Source organism: Arthrobacter sp. StoSoilB22, from assembly GCF_019977315.1.
GTDB lineage: Bacteria > Actinomycetota > Actinomycetes > Actinomycetales > Micrococcaceae > Arthrobacter.
The window spans coordinates 1,381,677-1,398,406 of record NZ_AP024652.1 but is presented as its reverse complement, the minus strand read 5'-3'; the positions used below and the strand labels follow the sequence as shown (position 1 = coordinate 1,398,406).

Genomic DNA, 16,730 nt, shown 5'->3' with positions numbered 1-16,730 from the left:
GCGAAAGGCCCACCAGTGACCGGACACACTTCAAGTACAGAGAACCCGCGCCGCATCGTCGTCGTCGGCGGCGGCCCCGCTGCCCACCGTTTCGCCGATGCCATGTTCAATCGCGGTCTTGAAGGTTGGCAGGTTACGGTGCTGACCGAAGAGGCGCACCTCCCCTACGACCGTGTGGCGCTGAGCAAGGCCCTGACGGAAACCGACGTAGACCTCACCCTGGGCAATGCGTCCATGTGGGACCACGAGGCCCTGACCCTGGTCACCGGCGAGCGCGCCGTGAAGATCGATTCGGTCGCCAAGAGTGTCCTCACCGCCGCCGGCAACAAGTATGAGTACGACCACCTGGTGGTGGCTACAGGTTCTGACGCAGCCCGCCTCCCCATCCCGGGCGCAGAGCACACGCACGTTTACCGGACACTTGAGGACGTGTGGGCCATCAATAAGGCCATCGCCGAACTGAGCGGGAAGCTGGGCCGTAAGGTCAACGCCGTGACCATCGGCGGCGGTCTCCTGGGCCTGGAATCTGCGGCTGGCACGGAGCAGCTCGGCGCCACTCCCATTGTCATCAACGGCTCGCCCTGGCTCATGAACACCCAGCTGGATGAAGGTGCGGGGCAGGCACTGGGCCGGTTGATCGAAGCGAAGGGCTTTGAAGTCCACGGCGGCGTCTTCCCCTCCGAGGTATTGACGGACGACGAGGGCAATGTCACCGGAGTCTTGATGGCTGACGGCCGCACCATTGAGGCGGACCTGGTAATCGTGGCTATCGGCGTCAAGCCTCGCGACGATCTCTTCCGCGCAGCAGAAGGCGAAGAGCAGCTGTTCAGCCTGGGCCAGCGCGGTGGCGTTGTCATCAATGATTTCTGTGCCACCGAAGTGGCCGGCATTTGGGCCATCGGTGAAGTAGCAAACTTTGAGGGCATGTGCCTGGGACTTGTTGCTCCTGCCAACACCATGGCTGAGATCGTGGCCGACCGCCTGCACGGTGGCGAAGCAACGTTCCCCGGCTTTGATACCGCCACCAAGCTCAAATTGTCCGGTGTGGACGTGGCCAGCTTCGGGGACGCGTTTGCCCGGACCGAGCACTCCCTGGAAATCGTGTACGCGGACCCCGCTCGTGGCGTTTACCAGAAGATTGTCACCACCGATGATGCAAAGACGCTCCTGGGCGGCATCTTCGTGGGCGATGCTTCCCCGTACATGAGTCTTCGCCCGCTTCTGGGCCGCGAACTGTCCGCCGAGCCGGGCGCCTACCTGAGCGCTGCCGGTGGTGGCGAGGCTCCGGAGACCGAGCTTCCGGACGATGCCATCCTCTGCTCCTGCAACAACGTGGCCGCCGGAACCATTCGCGACACCATCAATGGCTGCGGTGCCTGTGAGGGCAACTCCCCCGTGCAGGAACTCGGTGAGTTGAAGGGCTGCACCCGGGCCGGAACGCAGTGTGGCTCGTGCGTTCCCATGCTCAAGAAGCTCCTTGAAGGCGAACTGAAGAAGTCCGGCATCGAGGTCTCCAAGGCCCTCTGTGAGCACATCAGCCTCTCCCGCCAGGAACTCTTCGACGCCATCCGCGTCCTGGAGCTCACGTCCTTCGAAGACATCATGGCCAAGTACGGCACGGGCGCCGGTTGCGATATCTGCAAGCCCACCATCGCCTCCATCCTGGCCAGCCAGCACTCCGCGTACGTTTTGGATGCCGGCCGCGGTGCACTGCAGGACACCAATGACCGCGCCTTGGCGAACATGCAGAAGGACGGCACCTATTCGGTGGTCCCCCGCATCGCCGGTGGCGAGATCACGCCGAAGGGCCTGGGCGTCATCGCAGCCGTCGCTGAGAAGTACAACCTCTACACCAAGATCACCGGCGGCCAGCGAATCGACATGTTCGGTGCCCGCCTCGAGCAGCTCCCGGACATTTGGAAGGAACTGGTGGATGCCGGTTTCGAATCCGGTCAGGCCTACGGCAAGAGTCTTCGCACGGTTAAGTCCTGTGTTGGTTCCACCTGGTGCCGGTTTGGTGTGCAGGATTCGGTGGCCATGGCCATCGCGCTGGAGCTGCGTTACCGTGGCCTCCGCAGCCCGCACAAGCTGAAGATGGGCGTCTCCGGTTGCGCCCGTGAATGTGCAGAAGCCCGTGGCAAGGATGTTGGTGTCATTGCCACCGCCGATGGGTGGAACCTGTATGTAGGCGGTAACGGTGGAGCCACCCCGGCCCACGCCCAGCTGTTGGCCAAGGACCTGGACGACGAAACCCTGCTGAAGTACATCGACCGCTACCTCATGTACTACATCCGCACCGCAGACCGACTCCAGCGCACCGCACGCTGGCAGGAAGAACTGGACGGCGGCATCAAGCACGTCGAAGAAGTAGTGGTCAACGACTCCCTGGGCATCGCTGAAGAGCTTGAGGCGGCGATGGCCAAGCACATCGACACCTATGAGGACGAGTGGGCCGAGACCCTGAAGGACCCGGAGCGCCTCCGCCGTTTCCGTTCTTTCGTCAACGCCCCCAACCAGAAGGACGAGTCCATTTCCTTCGTACCGGAGCGCGGCCAGATCCGTCCGGCCACCAACGAGGAAAAGGGCGGCGTACTCATCGCTTCCACCATCCCGGTCCGCAGCGAAACCGTCGGCGTAGAAAACTAGGGGTTCACCATGCAGCTCACCATTGATCTCACCGGCCGCGACGTCCTGGTTACGGGAAATGAACAATCTGCCCGTCAAGCAGTCCGCCGCTACCAAAAGGCCGGCGCCAACGTGTACCGGCTCAGCTCCCCCGAAGGCATGCCAGGTGACGGCCAGCTGCCCGAGCGCCCTTTCCTGGTGGCCGTAGTGGACGACGGCGGGGCCGGCTGGCTGCCGCTGGTGGAACGCTGCCGCGACGCCGGGGTTCCCGTTGCGTTTGAGCCTGCTCCCGGAGCCGAAGGCCATGTGACCCTGGTGGGAGGGGGCCCTGGGGCCTTGGACCTGCTCACCGTGGGTGCCGTGGACGCACTGCGCGATGCCGACGTCGTCTTTTATGACCGGCTCGCTCCCTACCAGGAGCTGGTCGATCTGACCTCTGCAGAACTCGTGGACGTGGGAAAGCAGCCCGGGCTCCATAAAGTAACTCAGCGGGACATTGAAAAGCTCATGGTGGACGCTGCCCTGCTGGGCAAGAACGTTGTCCGGCTCAAGGGCGGGGACCCGTACGTTTTTGGCCGTGGTGGCGAGGAAGTGGCGGCCTGTGTTGCAGCCGGTGTTCCCGTCCGGGTCATCTCCGGCGTCACCAGCGCGATCTCCGTGCCCGCCGCAGCCGGCATTCCAGTGACACACCGCGAAGTGAGCCACATGTTCACCGTGGTCTCCGGCCATGCCCCCCTGACCGAGAAGGAACACACCCATCTTGCCGGCCTTGGCGGGACGATCGTGGTCCTCATGGGCATCGGTACCCTGCCGCAGCTGGCCGCTGGTCTTCGCCGGGCAGGGATGAGGCCGGACATGCCCATGGCGGTGGTGGAACGTGGCTACCGCCCGGGACAGCGCACCACCATCGCGGACCTCGGTACCATCGAAACGGCGGCCACCGGCTGCAGCAACCCGGCCGTACTGGTCATCGGCGAGGTGGTCCGCGTTGCTGAAGCCAACCGGAACCATGCCGAAGCATCCGCTGAACTGAGCCGACTCGCGGCTTCGCTCCTTGAAGCCTGAAGGTAAGAACCCATGACTCTTGCACATGCCATCGAAGTCCAGGACGCTACGGCCGCGCCGGAAGCTTCCGAAGCCGTAGAAGCGCCGCTGGACGGATTCCGCATTGGCGTCACCTCGCACCGCCGCTCCCGGGACCTCATTGAGGCCCTGGAGCGTCGCGGTGCGAGCGTGTTGCACGCCCCGGCTTTGAAGATCGCCCCGGTTCAGGAGGATATGGTCCTCATTGAGGACACCCGCACCATCATCGCGGCTAAACCGGACATCTGCATCGCCACCACGGCATACGGGATGCGCCGCTGGTGTGAAGCCGCAGATTCTTTCGGCATCGGCGAGCAACTCCTGGAAACGCTGTCCGCATGCCGCATGTTCGTCCGTGGCCCCAAAGCCCGCGGCGCCGTGCGGGCGGCCGGTCTTGCCGACGTCGGAATCAGCAGTGACGAAACCACCGCGACCCTGGTGGACATGCTGCTGGCCGAAGGCGTTCGCAACAAGACCGTCGCTGTGCAGCTGCACGGGTACACCGACGTCCGCCAGTTGGAACGGCTCCGCATGTCCGGCGCCACGGTCCTGACCGTGACCCCGTACCGCTGGGTTAAGCCCGACGGCGAAGACAAGCTGCCGCGGCTGATCGAAGCCGTGGTGGGTGGCAACCTCGACGTCCTGACGTTCACCAGCGCCCCCGCCGTGGATGCGATGTGGAGCACCGCCCACGAAATGGGCCTCTACCGCCAGCTCATCGAAGCCCTGAAGGGTCCGGTAACTGTTGCGGCCGTTGGGCCGGTCACCGCACAACCGCTGGTTGACGCCGGGCTGACGCCGCTGATTCCCGACCGGTACCGCATGGGTGCGCTGATCAGGCTGGTGACCGAACATCTCTCGTTGAACCACGTACGGCGTTTGGAAACAAAAAGCGCCACCATCGAATTGCGCGGACGCTGCTTGCGGATTAACGGCGAGGTGGTGGACCTTGCACCGGCACCCCTGCTGCTGTTGCGAGCGCTGCTGGGTGCGGGTGGAGCTGTACTGTCCCGGGAGGCTCTCTCTGACTTGTTGGACTTGCGCGGCTCTGTGCACGCCCTGGATATGACGGTGAGCCGGCTGCGGTCCTCCCTTCCGGACGGCAAGCTGGTGGAAACCGTGGTGAAGCGGGGTTACCGGCTGCGGGCTTAGTCCTCCTGCCACGGTTTTCCCTGCCACGCTAGGCCGCCTTCACCAGGGGAAGTTCGTCCCAGTTGGTGGTGTAGCGGGGGCTGAGCATGTCCCGTTTCATGGACCAGTCCGGGCCGCCCTTGATGCCCGCATGGCCCAAACCAATGGAGCCCCGGCCATACCGCTTGCTGACTTGCTCCAGCAAGGGGCCAATGCCCTGCTCTTCATGCGGGTTCTCGAAGATTTCCAATGGTTTCTGGTTGCCGCTGGGGCGAAGGTCAGTGACCATGATCCCGGCTTTGGCGTACCTGACGCCTTCCTGGATCCTGGGAACCAGAGCGTGTGCGGCCTTGGTCAGCAGAACGGGGTCCGAGGTTGGCATGGGTAGTTTGATGTTGACGGTGGGGAACGATTTGTCGTTGGGGTTGTAGACCGATGTTGCAGCAAAGGCAGTCAGCAGTTTGGCCTGAAGATCGTGCTTGGCCAGCCTGGCACTGGCCATCTGACCGTAGACGCTGAGCACCTGACGTAACTCCGCGGCCGTGGTGATCGGCGTGGAGAAAGACCGGGAAAAAATCAGTTGGTCCCGCCCGATTCGTTCTTCCTCCATAGGGATGCAGGGCGTGCCTTGCAGTTCCAGGACAGTGCGCATCATGACAATGGAGAATTTGTCCCGCAACGCCACAGGGTCGGCCCTGACCAGGTCCAGGATGGAGAAGATTCCCATCGCGTTCAGGCGTCTTGTGAGCCGGGTGGCGACGCCCCAGATCTCTATCACGGAGAGCCGCGCCATGAGTGCCTCGCGTTGGGCCTCGGGAATGGAGTCCCAACGGCACACACCGTTGAAGGCCGGATTATGCTTGGCCCACTTATTGGCCAGCTTGGCGAGAGTCTTAGTGCGCGCGATCCCTACGCAAACGGGAACCCCCACATGCCGTTGGCAGGCAACCTTGATGGTTCGCCCCAATTCCAGCAGGTCATCCGGTTGCCCCTTCACTCCCAGGAACGCCTCATCAATGGAGTACACCTCCTGCCATGCTGAGTACCGGGCCAGGAGCTCCATGACGCGCGAGCTGATGTCTCCATACAGTTCGTAGTTGCTCGACAGGGCTATCAATCCCCATTCCTCGGCCCGTGGCGCGAGCTTGAACCATGGCTCCCCCAGCCCGATTCCCAGTTTCTTGGCCTCCGGCGATCTGGTCACAGCGCAGCCGTCGTTGTTGGACAGGACAATCAACGGTTTGCCTTCCAACGCTGGGTTGAAGGCACGCTCCGCCGAGGCGTAGAAGCAGTTGATATCCACATGGGCAATCTCCTGCATGCGGTGCATGAGCGCTGGCTTGGACATTTCCATCCCTAAATCGGCATTAGCACGCGAGCCGCCGTTTCAGTGCAGGACACGCCGCGTATTCGAACATATATTCGAATACTTCTACTGTACCTTCGGGCCCCGACAAGAAAACATCCCGCCCACCGGATTGTGGAAAAGTCCGGGCAGACGGGATGCCGGTGGTACGGAAATCCAGGTAGATGGCCCGCGTGGCCAAGCCTTCCCCGAGGGCCGCCAGCGTGGGGAAGAGGATGCCCAGGAGGGCGTCGGCGACCCAGAGGGTGCGAAGCCCTACCGGCTGGATTCAATCAAATGTGATGCAGGCACGTTGTGGCTACGCCCCAAATGGTCAGTTCCGACATCGCGGGCACTCGAATGTCCGGATACTTGGGATTGTCCGCCTGCAGCACCACTCCCGACGGCGTGACGCGCAGCCTTTTGATGGTCAACTCACCATCAAGGACAGCAACGACGACGGACCCATCCTTGGGCTCCAGTGCCCGGTTAACGATCAACTCATCCCCGTCACTGATCCCGGCACCCTCCATGGACTGACCCGTCACCCTCACCACGAACGTGCTGGTGACATCCTTGATCAGATGCTCATTGAGATCAATCCGACCATCAAAATAGTCCTGCGCAGGCGAGGGATATCCCGCCGCCACAGGAATAGGTGCCAACAGTACTGACATCAGGGAAAAGCCCGCATCTACCACGCGGGGGCCGACTATCACGCCCACAACACACCTTTATTCGAATATATGTTCGATAATTCAGTGTACAGCGGACCCCAGACATCCTGTCCATTCCGCTTCGCTCGGCACCTCAGGGCGATGGTTTCTCGCGGTGAGACGAATGACGAGTATTTTGAGGGAAGATCAAGCGAACAACTTCTGGCACGAACACATAGGAGAGCAATGACCGACCGGACCAGGCAACTCGGTGGCGCGCTTAGCGCCGACATCACACGCATGGTCAAGGAACGCTACCCGGATGAGCTGGCCCACGCCCAGGCCGTACACGCACACTCCGAGAAGTTGGTTCTCGGGTTTATGGTGTCCTCTGTCGCGCTGTGGTTCCTCGGTCCGGCCCTGCTTCTGAACGGTCTCATCAGCCCGGCGATCGCCATCGTGGTGCCCGGACTGCTGACCCTCGCGTTCCTCACGATCGTGCTCATCGCCATCGCCCGGAACAGGGCTGCCTCGCGACCCGTGGTTGAGTACGCCAAGCAGCTGGGTCATAAGGTCACCAGTGTCACCAAAAAGGGAATAACGGTTGCTGTTCCGAAGGGCGTTGTCAACGTGCCCGAGGAGTTCCGCCAGCCACGCAAGGTCACGCGCCAGCGGTAAGGCAAGTGTCAGCGGCGCCGACCTTAGCGTCCTCGACGCCCTGTACTCAGGCAAACCACGGCCGTGGGGGCCGCTAACGCGCGGAGCGGCTGTCGCGTGGGATCAGCCACTCTTGACGGTGACGTCATAGGAGAAAGGCTTCGGTATGACGCCCGGCCAGGAACCGTCTTTCTTGAACAGGGAGAGGTTCCGTGCCCCCTCCGGGTCCTCAGCACTGAGCGGGATAATCACGGTGTTGTGCTCCGAGGGCGTGGAAGTTTGCGGGCTGAGCCAGGCCGAGCCCACGGCTGCGGCTGTGAGGTCGAAGAATGGCTCGCCGTCGGCGGTGCTCGCAGAGATCTGGATCTGCGTGTTGGGCATATAGCCCTCGCCCACAGCCCACACGTTGCGGACGATGCAGTCGATGAGCAAGTCGCCGTAGGTGACGGTGTACCCGGGCTCAATGTCGAACGCCACCGCGTAACCGGTGTTGCCCTTCACATTAGGTGGGCCTCCGCCCGCAAAGTCGGTAACGGAAATCCCGGGAATAGCGTCGATGGCCTCGCGGGCTTCAGCAATGGTCTGCCCGGTGTCCGCGTCGTGCGGAATGGATCGGGGGTCCTGTTCGGGCAGTGGCGCCGGCGCGTTGCATGCCGTCATGAAAGAAACGATCACGGCCACCATGGCAGCCCTGGCCACAGCTCGGAGGGAACGGGTCATGACCCTATTATGTTGGGTCGATACCGTACGTGCGTGACCAACCCGGTCCCGCGCACCCCGGTCTGCTCAAGCGTCAGGTTCCCCACGTCGTCGAGCAATCGCTCCCCGCCACCAAGAATCATGGGGGAAATGTGCAGCCGCAACTCGTCCATGAGCCCGGCTGAAAGGTACTGGCGGGCTGTCTGCGCTCCCCCGGCAATCGCTACATCTTTGTCCGCAGCCGCTTCCCGGGCCTGCGCCAACGCCGATTCAATGCCGTCGGTCACAAAGTAAAAAGTTGTGCCGCCCTCCATCTCCAGCGGCTCGCGACGGTGGTGGGTCAGAACGAATACGGGGGCGTGATACGGAGGTTCATCGCCCCACCAACCCCGCCATTCCTTGTCCCACGCCGCCGGTCCGGGTCCTGCGAACATGTTGCGTCCCATGATGAAGGCCCCTGCCGCCAGGATCGCCTCAATCTCGGGTGCGTTCGCCTCCGGCTCCTCGAACATCCATCTGTGCAGGAGCTCTGCGCCGTCGCCCAACGGTTCCTCCAGCCGCTGGTTGGGACCGGCAACATATCCGTCCAGGGAAACAGTCAGATCGCACGTGACGTGGCTCATGCGTCCATCATGACATCTGCACTATCACCGCTCCAGACGGGCATTGAAGCCGGCCCGGCGGGACCCACATGTGACGCACGTTATTACCGGCCGGTAAACACCACGCTACGGATAGGCCCTAGATGGCAACAGCGGCGAAACACCCGCGAAAAACCGGCCCCCTACGCTGATGAACAACAGCAGGTCACATGAGCGAAAGGGCCAAACATGTCCGCCATCCCGTCCGCACCTTCCCACCACATCGTCATTGCAGGCGCAGGCCCAGCGGCCCAGGCCTTGGTGCGGCGACTCGCCGGCGGGTCCGACTCCCGGCAGCGCGCCTTCCGGGGAACCATCACGGTACTCAGCAACCGCGACGAGTGCCCTGAGGCCCTGTTGGAACTCGCCGAACTCCCCCAGGTCTCGGTCCGCTTCGGCCAGGCGGCCAGCTTCATTGACGCCGATGCAAGGATCGTCACCACCGTGGACGGCATGGAGTTCTCCTACGACCAGTTGGTCATCGCCACCGGCTCGGCCCCGGCCCTTCCGCCGGTGGCAGGCGCCGAATCAGGCCTGAGCTACTCCACCATCGATGACGCCGTTTCCATCGGCGAAGCGGTCAAAGACGTCACCCGGTTGGTGGGCCGCCGCCCGCTGGGAATCCTGGTGGGTAACGGTCCTGCAGCGGGCCAGGCTGAGGCCGTGTTGCGGGCCCGCGGAGTCCGCCCCGTCCGCACAACCCTCCGCCCCACCGCCGTCGTGCCTTTCCCGGGCACTGAGACCGGCACCGGACCAGACGCCCGTCCTCAAGGTTCCACACTGCCGGCAACCGGCATCCTCTTCGAAGATGGCAGCAGCATGAAGGGCGACTTGGTGGTCCTGGCCGAGGAACGCACTGCCCGCAACGACCTCGCCGAAAGCGCCGGACTCACAATAGCCTCCGACGGCGGCATTTCAGTGGGGCGCGACCTCACCACCTCCGTCCCGGGCATTTGGGCGATCGGCGATGCCGCGTCCTGCGACGGGCTCCGCTTGGGCCTGCTTCTCTCCGCCGATTCCTCTGCAATGTTGTGCGCCTCGGGCTTGCTGCTCGGTGCAGGGAAAGAGGATCAGCAGGCACTGCTGGCCGCATGAGGTGCTGCTGGCGGGGGCCGGAGAGGCCCCCGGCGCATGTGGCAAGATGGTCCTTTGACGGGCAGTGACAACCCTGCGGCCACCGGGCCGGCCACGCCCTGCACGGAAGGATTCCATGAGCAACGAAGCCGTCGCCCCTGCAAATATCGCCTCCTACATTGACCACACACTGTTGAAGCCTGAGGCCAGCGAGGCTGACGTCCTCAAGGTGTGCGCGGAGGCCGTCGACTACAAGTTCAAGTCAGTCTGCGTCAACCCGGTGTGGGTCAAAACCGTCACCAAGGCCCTCAAGGGTTCCGGTGTGCTCACGTGCTCGGTGATCGGTTTCCCGCTGGGCGCCACGCCGAGTGACGTGAAGGCTTTTGAGGCCCGGGGTGCCGTGCTGGACGGCGCGGATGAAATCGATATGGTGATCAACATGGCCTCCGCCCGCGCCAACGACAAGGGCGCGCTGGTGGAGGACATCCGGGCTGTGTCCGAGGTAGTCCACGCCGGCCAGGCCATCTTGAAGGTCATCATTGAAACATCCATGCTGAGCGATGAGCAGAAGGTGATCGCCTGCGAAGCGGCTGTGGAAGCGGGGGCGGACTTCGTTAAGACTTCCACCGGTTTCAATGGCGGCGGCGCAACCGTTGAAGACGTTGCACTGATGCGCAAGACTGTGGGACCGGACCTGGGCGTCAAAGCCTCCGGTGGCGTGCGGTCCCTGGCTGATGCACAGGCTATGATTGCTGCTGGTGCAACACGTATCGGAGCGAGTTCCGGAATTGCCATTGTCAAAGGTGAACAGGGTTCATCTGCCTACTAAGGCTTCCGCTGCCGTCAAAGATTTTGAGCCCTGCGGGGCCGAGGAGGAATGAATGTCCAAGAACGCCACAAGCGCCCCCATTGAAAAAGAGAATAGTCTCGTCCAGAGCATTGTGCTGTTCGTGGTCATGATCGCGCTCTTCCTGGGCGCCATCTACTCCCTGTCCTTCCTGACGCTGGATAACCCGTGGCCGATGGCCGTGTGCCTCGGCCTGTTTGCCTTGGCTTTCTGGATCCCGCAGACCGTTTTTGGCCGCTCTGACTCCGCAGGCGAAAGCTAAGCGCTGCTCATGACGTTGAATGGCCCAGGCTCCTGCCTGGGCCATTCCTTTTTGCTGGCCCTTTCCCTGGCTGCCACACTGCTTCTCACAGGCTGCGGTGGGCCCATACCGCCGGGTCAGTCAGATGCACCCCGGGGAGCAGAACCCGGGCCCTGCCATACCAACGGAAGCAAGGCCGGCAGCGTCCAAGAATGGAGGGTGGACGGCTACCTGGACCCGCAGGACACGTCCAAGTCCATGCAGCAGGCCATAGACACAGCGTCCAAGAGCGGCGGAGCGATCGTCCAACTCCCCGAAGGTGTCTTCACCCTGGAGCGCCCCCTCATTCTCAAGAGCAACGTAACCCTCCGTGGAGCAGGACCGGCAACCGTCCTGAAAGCGGGCCCGGAATTTCTGGAATTCGAGGGACCATTCGGTGGGCACCCCCTGATCACCACCAACGGCGCACAGAACGTAACCATCGCCCAACTCACCGCAGACCAAAATGGTGACGAGTTGGAGGGCAACCTCCCGGGACGCCTGCACGAGTACCTGGTGGATGTCCGTCACTCCACCAACGCCGTGGTGGAGGGCGTCACCACCCGCAATCCCTACACCTATTCAATCGCGGTGGTGGCCAGCAGCGATTTCTGCGTCCGGAACAACAACACTCTGGTGACCAGCAGCGGCCGCTACGATCAGCTGGACGGCATTCACATCACCGATTCCCATCATGGCCTGGTTGAGGGCAACACCGTTGACCAGCGGCAGGGGGCGGATGGCGACGACGGCCTCGTGGCCCAGGCCCTCGGCGCACCCGTTCATGATGTGACGTATCGAAACAACGACGTCCGCGGCGGATCGCACGGCTCCGGCCTGCAATTGGCCGTTGGGACGCATGAGATCTACAACATCACCGTGGACGGCAACCGATTCTGGGGTTCTCCGGACGGAATCAAAACCGGATACTACGACGACGGCGCCGCTGCGGTCCGCGACGTTGCGGTAAAGAACAACGAGTTCTTCAACCTTCAAGGCCCGTGGCTCAACTTCCACGGCGATTTGGAGAACATCGTGGTGACAGATAACGTCACCTGCCACGCCGGCTCCATCATGCTTGAGGATGCGCCCGGGAACGTTCTGGCCAACAATGGGACACGCTGCTGACTTAGCGGCCTGTCACGGCAATTGCACTACCCCGCCCAGAGCCGCCAGCACGCCGGGCCAATGCTGTTGAGCCAGAGTCCACGCGGCCACGCCCATGCCCACCATGGCGTAGCCACTGACTGGTATCAGGACCAACCACTCACGTCGGGAACCAGCCCGTCCCAGCAAGGGGATGGAGAAGGCCCCATTCGGCCGCCAGATACCCCGGATCACGGATTTGCGCAGGAACTTCGGTGGTTTGATGACAATGGGCCATAGGAGTGGCACCCCGCCAACGGTGATCATGTCCCCCACGATGTGCACCACCACCCCGGTGAGCATGGACAGCGGCAGCCAGCCCCATTGATCCGGCGCGAACCAGGTCACCAGGCCGGCCATCACCACAGCGAAGAGCCAGTTGGTGATCCAGCCTGACTTCGGGAACAGGTTCAGGGCTTTGGCTGCCAGGTTGATCATGAACATGCAGAGCAACCCCGCGCCGATGGAAAGCTTGCCTACAGGGGTCACCATCTGGAACTGGGCCGCCATGGCCGCGAGTACCACGAACGCGGAGGCACCCAGTAGCGAGTGCGTCCCCTGCCGGTGCCCGCCGCTGGCCTTCTCGATCCCCACCGCAATCACATTGGACAGCGGCGGCAGCGAATTGGCGATGGTGCTGTGGCGGTGGTCCCAGTCCACCACCAAAGCAGTTCCCGCCGTCGCCATGGCACCGATCAAAATTCCGGTGGAATCCAGCGGGTACCAGCCCAGTGCGTAAGGTCCGGTCGAGGCAATGGCAATCCACGCCGCGGCTCCCGACGCGGCGTGGTGTCCTCCCATCATGCAGTTAGCCAGCCTTCACGGGTACATCAGCGAAAATCGCTTCAATGACGTTGTTGGCCCACTGAAGGATCTCGGCGTCCTGGAGGTCCCGTCCGCCGATCCTCGCGGTCTTGGGCTTGGGAATCAGCACCGCGTCCAAGGCAGGCTTCACCTGCGAGCCCGGATACATGCGGTTGAGGCGCATGGTTTTGGACTCGGGCAGTTGCGCCGGCGAGAAGCGGATGAAGTTGCCTTGAAGTGCGACGTCGGACAGGCCGGCTTCGCGGGCACCTACCCGGAAGCGCGCCACGGCAATGAGGTTTTGGGCAGGCAGCGGCGGCTCGCCGTAGCGGTCCACAAGCTCCGCCAGGACTTCCTCGATGGCCTCGTACGTGATGGCGGAAGCCAGCTTCCGGTACGCCTCCAGGCGCAACCTTTCGCCGGGTACGTAGTCGTGCGGCAGGTGGGCGTTGACAGGCAGCTCGATTTTCATCTCCGCGGCCTTCTCTTCGGCCTCGCCGCGGTACTCGGCAACAGCCTCACCCACCAGGCGAATATAGAGGTCGAAGCCCACGCCCTGGATGTGGCCGGACTGTTCGCCACCCAGCAGGTTGCCCGCTCCACGGATTTCCAAGTCCTTCATGGCCAACTGCATGCCCGCACCGAGCTCGTTGTGCGCGGCCACCGCTTTGAGGCGCTCCAACGCCACCTCGCCCAAGGGTTTCTCCGAGGGGTACAGGAAGTAGGCGTAGGCACGTTCCCGGCCACGGCCAACACGGCCGCGGAGCTGGTGGAGCTGCGAGAGGCCGTACTTGTCAGCACCGTCCACAATCAAGGTGTTGGCGTTGGAGATATCCAAGCCGGTCTCAATGATGGTGGTGCAGACCAGGACGTCGAAACGCTTTTCCCAGAAGTCCACGATGATCTTCTCAAGGCGGCTCTCCGACATCTGCCCGTGGGCTACTTCCACACGGGCTTCGGGCACCAGTTCGCGGATCTGGGCGGCGATGCGTTCAATGGACGAGACGCGGTTGTGGACAAAGAACACCTGGCCTTCGCGCATGAGTTCACGGCGGATCGCGGCGGAGGTCTGCTTGTTGGTGTACGGGCCCACGTAGGTCAGCACGGGGTGGCGTTCCTCCGGCGGGGTGGCCAGCGTGGATGTTTCGCGAATACCGGTCAGCGACATTTCCAGGGTTCGCGGGATCGGCGTGGCACTCATGGCCAGTACATCCACGTTGGTGCGCATTTTCTTGAGCGCTTCCTTGTGCTCCACACCGAAGCGCTGCTCCTCGTCAACAATCACCAGGCCCAGGTCCTTGAACTGAAAATCCTTGGACAGAAGCCGGTGGGTGCCGATCACCACATCCACGGCGCCGCTCTTGACGCCCTCAGCTGTTTCCTTCGCTTCCTTGCTGCTTTGGAAGCGGGACAGCGGCTTTACCCTCAGGGGGAAGCCGGAAAAGCGCTCGGTAAACGTTTCGTAGTGCTGCTGCGCCAGCAGGGTGGTCGGCACCAGAACCGCCACCTGCTTGCCGTCCTGGACGGCTTTGAAGGCTGCCCGTACGGCGATTTCGGTCTTGCCGTAGCCCACGTCGCCGGAAACCAGACGGTCCATGGGGATCTCCCGCTCCATGTCCGCCTTGACCTCATTGATGGTGGTCAACTGGTCCGGCGTTTCCACATAGGGGAACGCCTCTTCAAGCTCGCGTTGCCAAGGAGTATCGGCCGCGAACGCGTGACCCCGGGAGGCCATGCGGGCCGAGTACAAGCGAATCAGCTCACCGGCGATTTCCTTGACGGCCTTGCGTGCCTTGGACTTGGTGCTGGCCCAGTCCGCGCCACCCATCTTGCTCAACGCCGGCGCATCTCCGCCAACGTACCGGGTCACTTGATCCAGCTGATCGGTGGGGACGAAGAGCCGGTCACCCGGCGCGCCGCGCTTGGACGGCGCGTACTCCAGCACCAGGTACTCACGCAGCCCGGCGTCCGAGGACGACGTTCCGGCCACCTTGCGCTGGATCAGTTCCACGAACCGGCCAATTCCGTGCTGCTCATGCACCACGAAGTCGCCGGCGTGCAGCTGCAACGGGTCCACGGCATTCCGCCGCTTGGACGGCATACGGCGCATGTCCTTGGTGGAACTGGCCGTGGCACGGCCCAACAAATCAGCTTCGGTCAACAGGCCAAGTTTGAGGCCGTCCAGGACAAAACCGCGTCCGACGGCGGCGGTTGTCACCTCGATGATGCCCGGCTGGGGTTCCTTATCCAGGGAGTCAACGCGGGAACAGGGAATCTCGGCGTCGTGGAACAGCTCCGCCAAACGCTGGGCGGGCCCGGGACCATCGGTCACCACCACCACACGCCACTGCTCACGCACACGGGAGCCGATAAACTCCAGCATCTCGGCCACGTCCCCCTGGTAGCCACGAGGTTCGCGGGCACGCATGTTGAGCACATCAATGTCCAGGACCAGGTCCTCGTCCGAGGCAAGCGATGTGATGGACCACCAGGACACGCCATGTTCCAAGGCGGCCGAGCGGGTGTCGGTGAGCGAGCGGAAACTGGCGGCGTGCAAGTCAGTGGAGGCCTGGGACGAGAGATCAAGGGGCGCCGCACCGCCGTCGGACGCTGTTGACCAGGCAGCTTCCAGAAATTCCTCGTTGGTGGCTGCGAGGTCGTGCGCGCGGGTGCGCACCTTCTCCGGTTCGATGACCACCGACAGCGAGCCGGCCGGTAGCTGGTCCACGAACGGAACCATGGCATCCACCAGAACAGGTGCCAACGATTCCATGCCTTCAACAGCGATTCCGCCCGCGATCTTCTCCAGCATGTCAGCCGCGGCAGGCATGTCAGCCTTGAGTTTGGCTGCACGGGACATCACGGACGCGGTAATCAGGATCTCCCGGCACGGGGGCGCGTGGAGCTCAGTGGGGTGGTGAATTCCAGGTGCTGACAGCGAGCGCTGGTCTGCCACGGCGAACCAGCGCATCTGGTCCACTTCATCTCCGAAGAACTCCACGCGGATGGGGTGGTCCTCAGTAGGCGGGAAGACGTCAAGGATGCCGCCACGGACGGCGAACTCGCCGCGGTGCGTCACCATGTCAACGCGGGCATACGCGGCATCGGACAGGGCACGGACAACTTCCGTGAAGGAACGTTCCTGCCCCACCTGCAAGGTGACGGGGACCAAGTCACCAAGGCCGGCCACAATCGGCTGGACCACGGCGCGAACCGGGGCTACCACCACACGCAAGGGGGCCGCCGTCGAGCTTTCCGGGTGCGTCAGGCGGCGCAGGACCGAGAGGCGGCGGCCAACGGTGTCCGAGCGTGGCGAAAGCCGTTCGTGCGGGAGGGTTTCCCAGCTGGGGAAGGTGGCCACGGACTCTGCCGGGAGGTAGGAGGCGAGCGCCGCGGTGAGGTCCTCGGCTTCACGGCCGGTTGCGGTGACTGCCAGGACCACGGGGGCACTGTCACCGTCGACGCCAGCGGAAGCCAGGGCGTCGGCCATTTCGGCCAGCAACACCGCGCGCATCCCTTGGGGGGCGCTGATCTGGTAGTCGGCGTTCCGGTCGCTGAAGGACCGCTGCGCCTCCGTGCGAACGCGCGCAAAAGTCTTGTCCTCCGCCAGTGCGCGGCGCAGACCGTTGAGGCTCATGGCAGAAACTCCTAGGGTGGGTCCAAGGGCAGGCAACACAAATGCCCGGAAATTCAAATGAATGCCGGGTCATTCCAGCCTACCTCTACCCCCAGCCACAGGAGT

Annotated in this window: 14 protein-coding genes; 8 read left to right on the top strand and 6 right to left on the bottom strand. The window is 63.2% G+C overall.

Features of this window, described 5'->3' with window-relative positions:
* Positions 1–15: 15 nt before the first annotated feature.
* Genes nirB through LDN70_RS06720 form a run of 3 tightly spaced genes read left to right on the top strand, consistent with a single transcriptional unit; the run spans position 16 to position 4,860 of the window.
* Positions 16–2,646, top strand: coding sequence for a nitrite reductase large subunit NirB (gene nirB, locus LDN70_RS06730; RefSeq protein ID WP_223942115.1), 2,631 nt, complete (start codon positions 16–18; stop codon positions 2,644–2,646).
* Between the two features lie 9 nt (positions 2,647–2,655).
* The gene (gene cobA / locus LDN70_RS06725) at positions 2,656–3,690 is read left to right on the top strand and encodes a uroporphyrinogen-III C-methyltransferase (protein WP_223942114.1); all 1,035 of its coding nucleotides are present in this window, start codon (positions 2,656–2,658) and stop codon (positions 3,688–3,690) included.
* Between the two features lie 12 nt (positions 3,691–3,702).
* Complete coding sequence (locus LDN70_RS06720) at positions 3,703–4,860, top strand: uroporphyrinogen-III synthase (protein WP_166841403.1); 1,158 nt, start codon at positions 3,703–3,705, stop codon at positions 4,858–4,860.
* Positions 4,861–4,888: 28 nt separating this feature from the next.
* Here LDN70_RS06720 and LDN70_RS06715 read toward each other — a convergent pair whose 3' ends face one another.
* A complete protein-coding gene (locus LDN70_RS06715; RefSeq protein ID WP_223942113.1) occupies positions 4,889–6,187 on the bottom strand; it encodes a Y-family DNA polymerase in 1,299 nt (432 codons plus the stop codon).
* Positions 6,188–6,477: 290 nt separating this feature from the next.
* Complete coding sequence (locus LDN70_RS06710; protein ID WP_223942112.1) at positions 6,478–6,909, bottom strand: LexA family protein; 432 nt, start codon at positions 6,907–6,909, stop codon at positions 6,478–6,480.
* Positions 6,910–7,086: 177 nt separating this feature from the next.
* Between LDN70_RS06710 and LDN70_RS06705 the strand changes: the two genes are divergently transcribed.
* The gene (locus tag LDN70_RS06705) at positions 7,087–7,518 is read left to right on the top strand and encodes a hypothetical protein (protein WP_223942111.1); all 432 of its coding nucleotides are present in this window, start codon (positions 7,087–7,089) and stop codon (positions 7,516–7,518) included.
* 102 nt (positions 7,519–7,620) lie between these two features.
* On the opposite strand, the gene LDN70_RS06700 is transcribed toward LDN70_RS06705, so the two are convergent.
* Both LDN70_RS06700 and LDN70_RS06695 read right to left on the bottom strand, forming a co-directional pair.
* Positions 7,621–8,217, bottom strand: a complete 597-nt coding sequence (locus tag LDN70_RS06700; RefSeq protein ID WP_223942110.1) for a hypothetical protein — start codon at positions 8,215–8,217, stop codon at positions 7,621–7,623.
* Positions 8,214–8,819 (bottom strand): dihydrofolate reductase family protein, encoded by a 606-nt coding sequence (locus tag LDN70_RS06695; protein ID WP_166841407.1) that lies wholly within the window; start codon positions 8,817–8,819, stop codon positions 8,214–8,216. The genes LDN70_RS06700 and LDN70_RS06695 overlap by 4 nt, the downstream gene beginning before the upstream one ends.
* 207 nt (positions 8,820–9,026) lie before the next feature.
* On the opposite strand from LDN70_RS06695, the gene LDN70_RS06690 reads away from it, so the two are divergent.
* The 4 genes from LDN70_RS06690 to LDN70_RS06675 all read left to right on the top strand — a co-directional run bounded on the left by LDN70_RS06690 (position 9,027) and on the right by LDN70_RS06675 (position 12,166).
* The gene (locus tag LDN70_RS06690) at positions 9,027–9,932 is read left to right on the top strand and encodes an FAD-dependent oxidoreductase (RefSeq protein WP_223942109.1); all 906 of its coding nucleotides are present in this window, start codon (positions 9,027–9,029) and stop codon (positions 9,930–9,932) included.
* Positions 9,933–10,047: 115 nt separating this feature from the next.
* Positions 10,048–10,740: a deoxyribose-phosphate aldolase gene (deoC, locus tag LDN70_RS06685; RefSeq protein ID WP_166841409.1), complete on the top strand. Its 693-nt coding sequence runs from the start codon at positions 10,048–10,050 to the stop codon at positions 10,738–10,740.
* 52 nt (positions 10,741–10,792) lie between these two features.
* The gene (locus tag LDN70_RS06680) at positions 10,793–11,020 is read left to right on the top strand and encodes a hypothetical protein (RefSeq protein WP_142939818.1); all 228 of its coding nucleotides are present in this window, start codon (positions 10,793–10,795) and stop codon (positions 11,018–11,020) included.
* A 198-nt stretch (positions 11,021–11,218) separates the two neighbouring features.
* Positions 11,219–12,166, top strand: a complete 948-nt coding sequence (locus LDN70_RS06675) for a right-handed parallel beta-helix repeat-containing protein (protein ID WP_223942108.1) — start codon at positions 11,219–11,221, stop codon at positions 12,164–12,166.
* A 12-nt stretch (positions 12,167–12,178) separates the two neighbouring features.
* Here LDN70_RS06675 and LDN70_RS06670 read toward each other — a convergent pair whose 3' ends face one another.
* Together LDN70_RS06670 and mfd are read right to left on the bottom strand one after the other, a co-directional pair.
* Positions 12,179–12,988: a metal-dependent hydrolase gene (locus tag LDN70_RS06670; RefSeq protein WP_142939820.1), complete on the bottom strand. Its 810-nt coding sequence runs from the start codon at positions 12,986–12,988 to the stop codon at positions 12,179–12,181.
* A gap of 4 nt (positions 12,989–12,992) precedes the next feature.
* Positions 12,993–16,625 carry a transcription-repair coupling factor gene (mfd, locus tag LDN70_RS06665; RefSeq protein ID WP_223942107.1) on the bottom strand — a complete coding sequence of 1,211 codons (3,633 nt, stop codon included), beginning with the start codon at positions 16,623–16,625 and terminating at the stop codon, positions 12,993–12,995.
* Positions 16,626–16,730 lie beyond the last annotated feature (105 nt).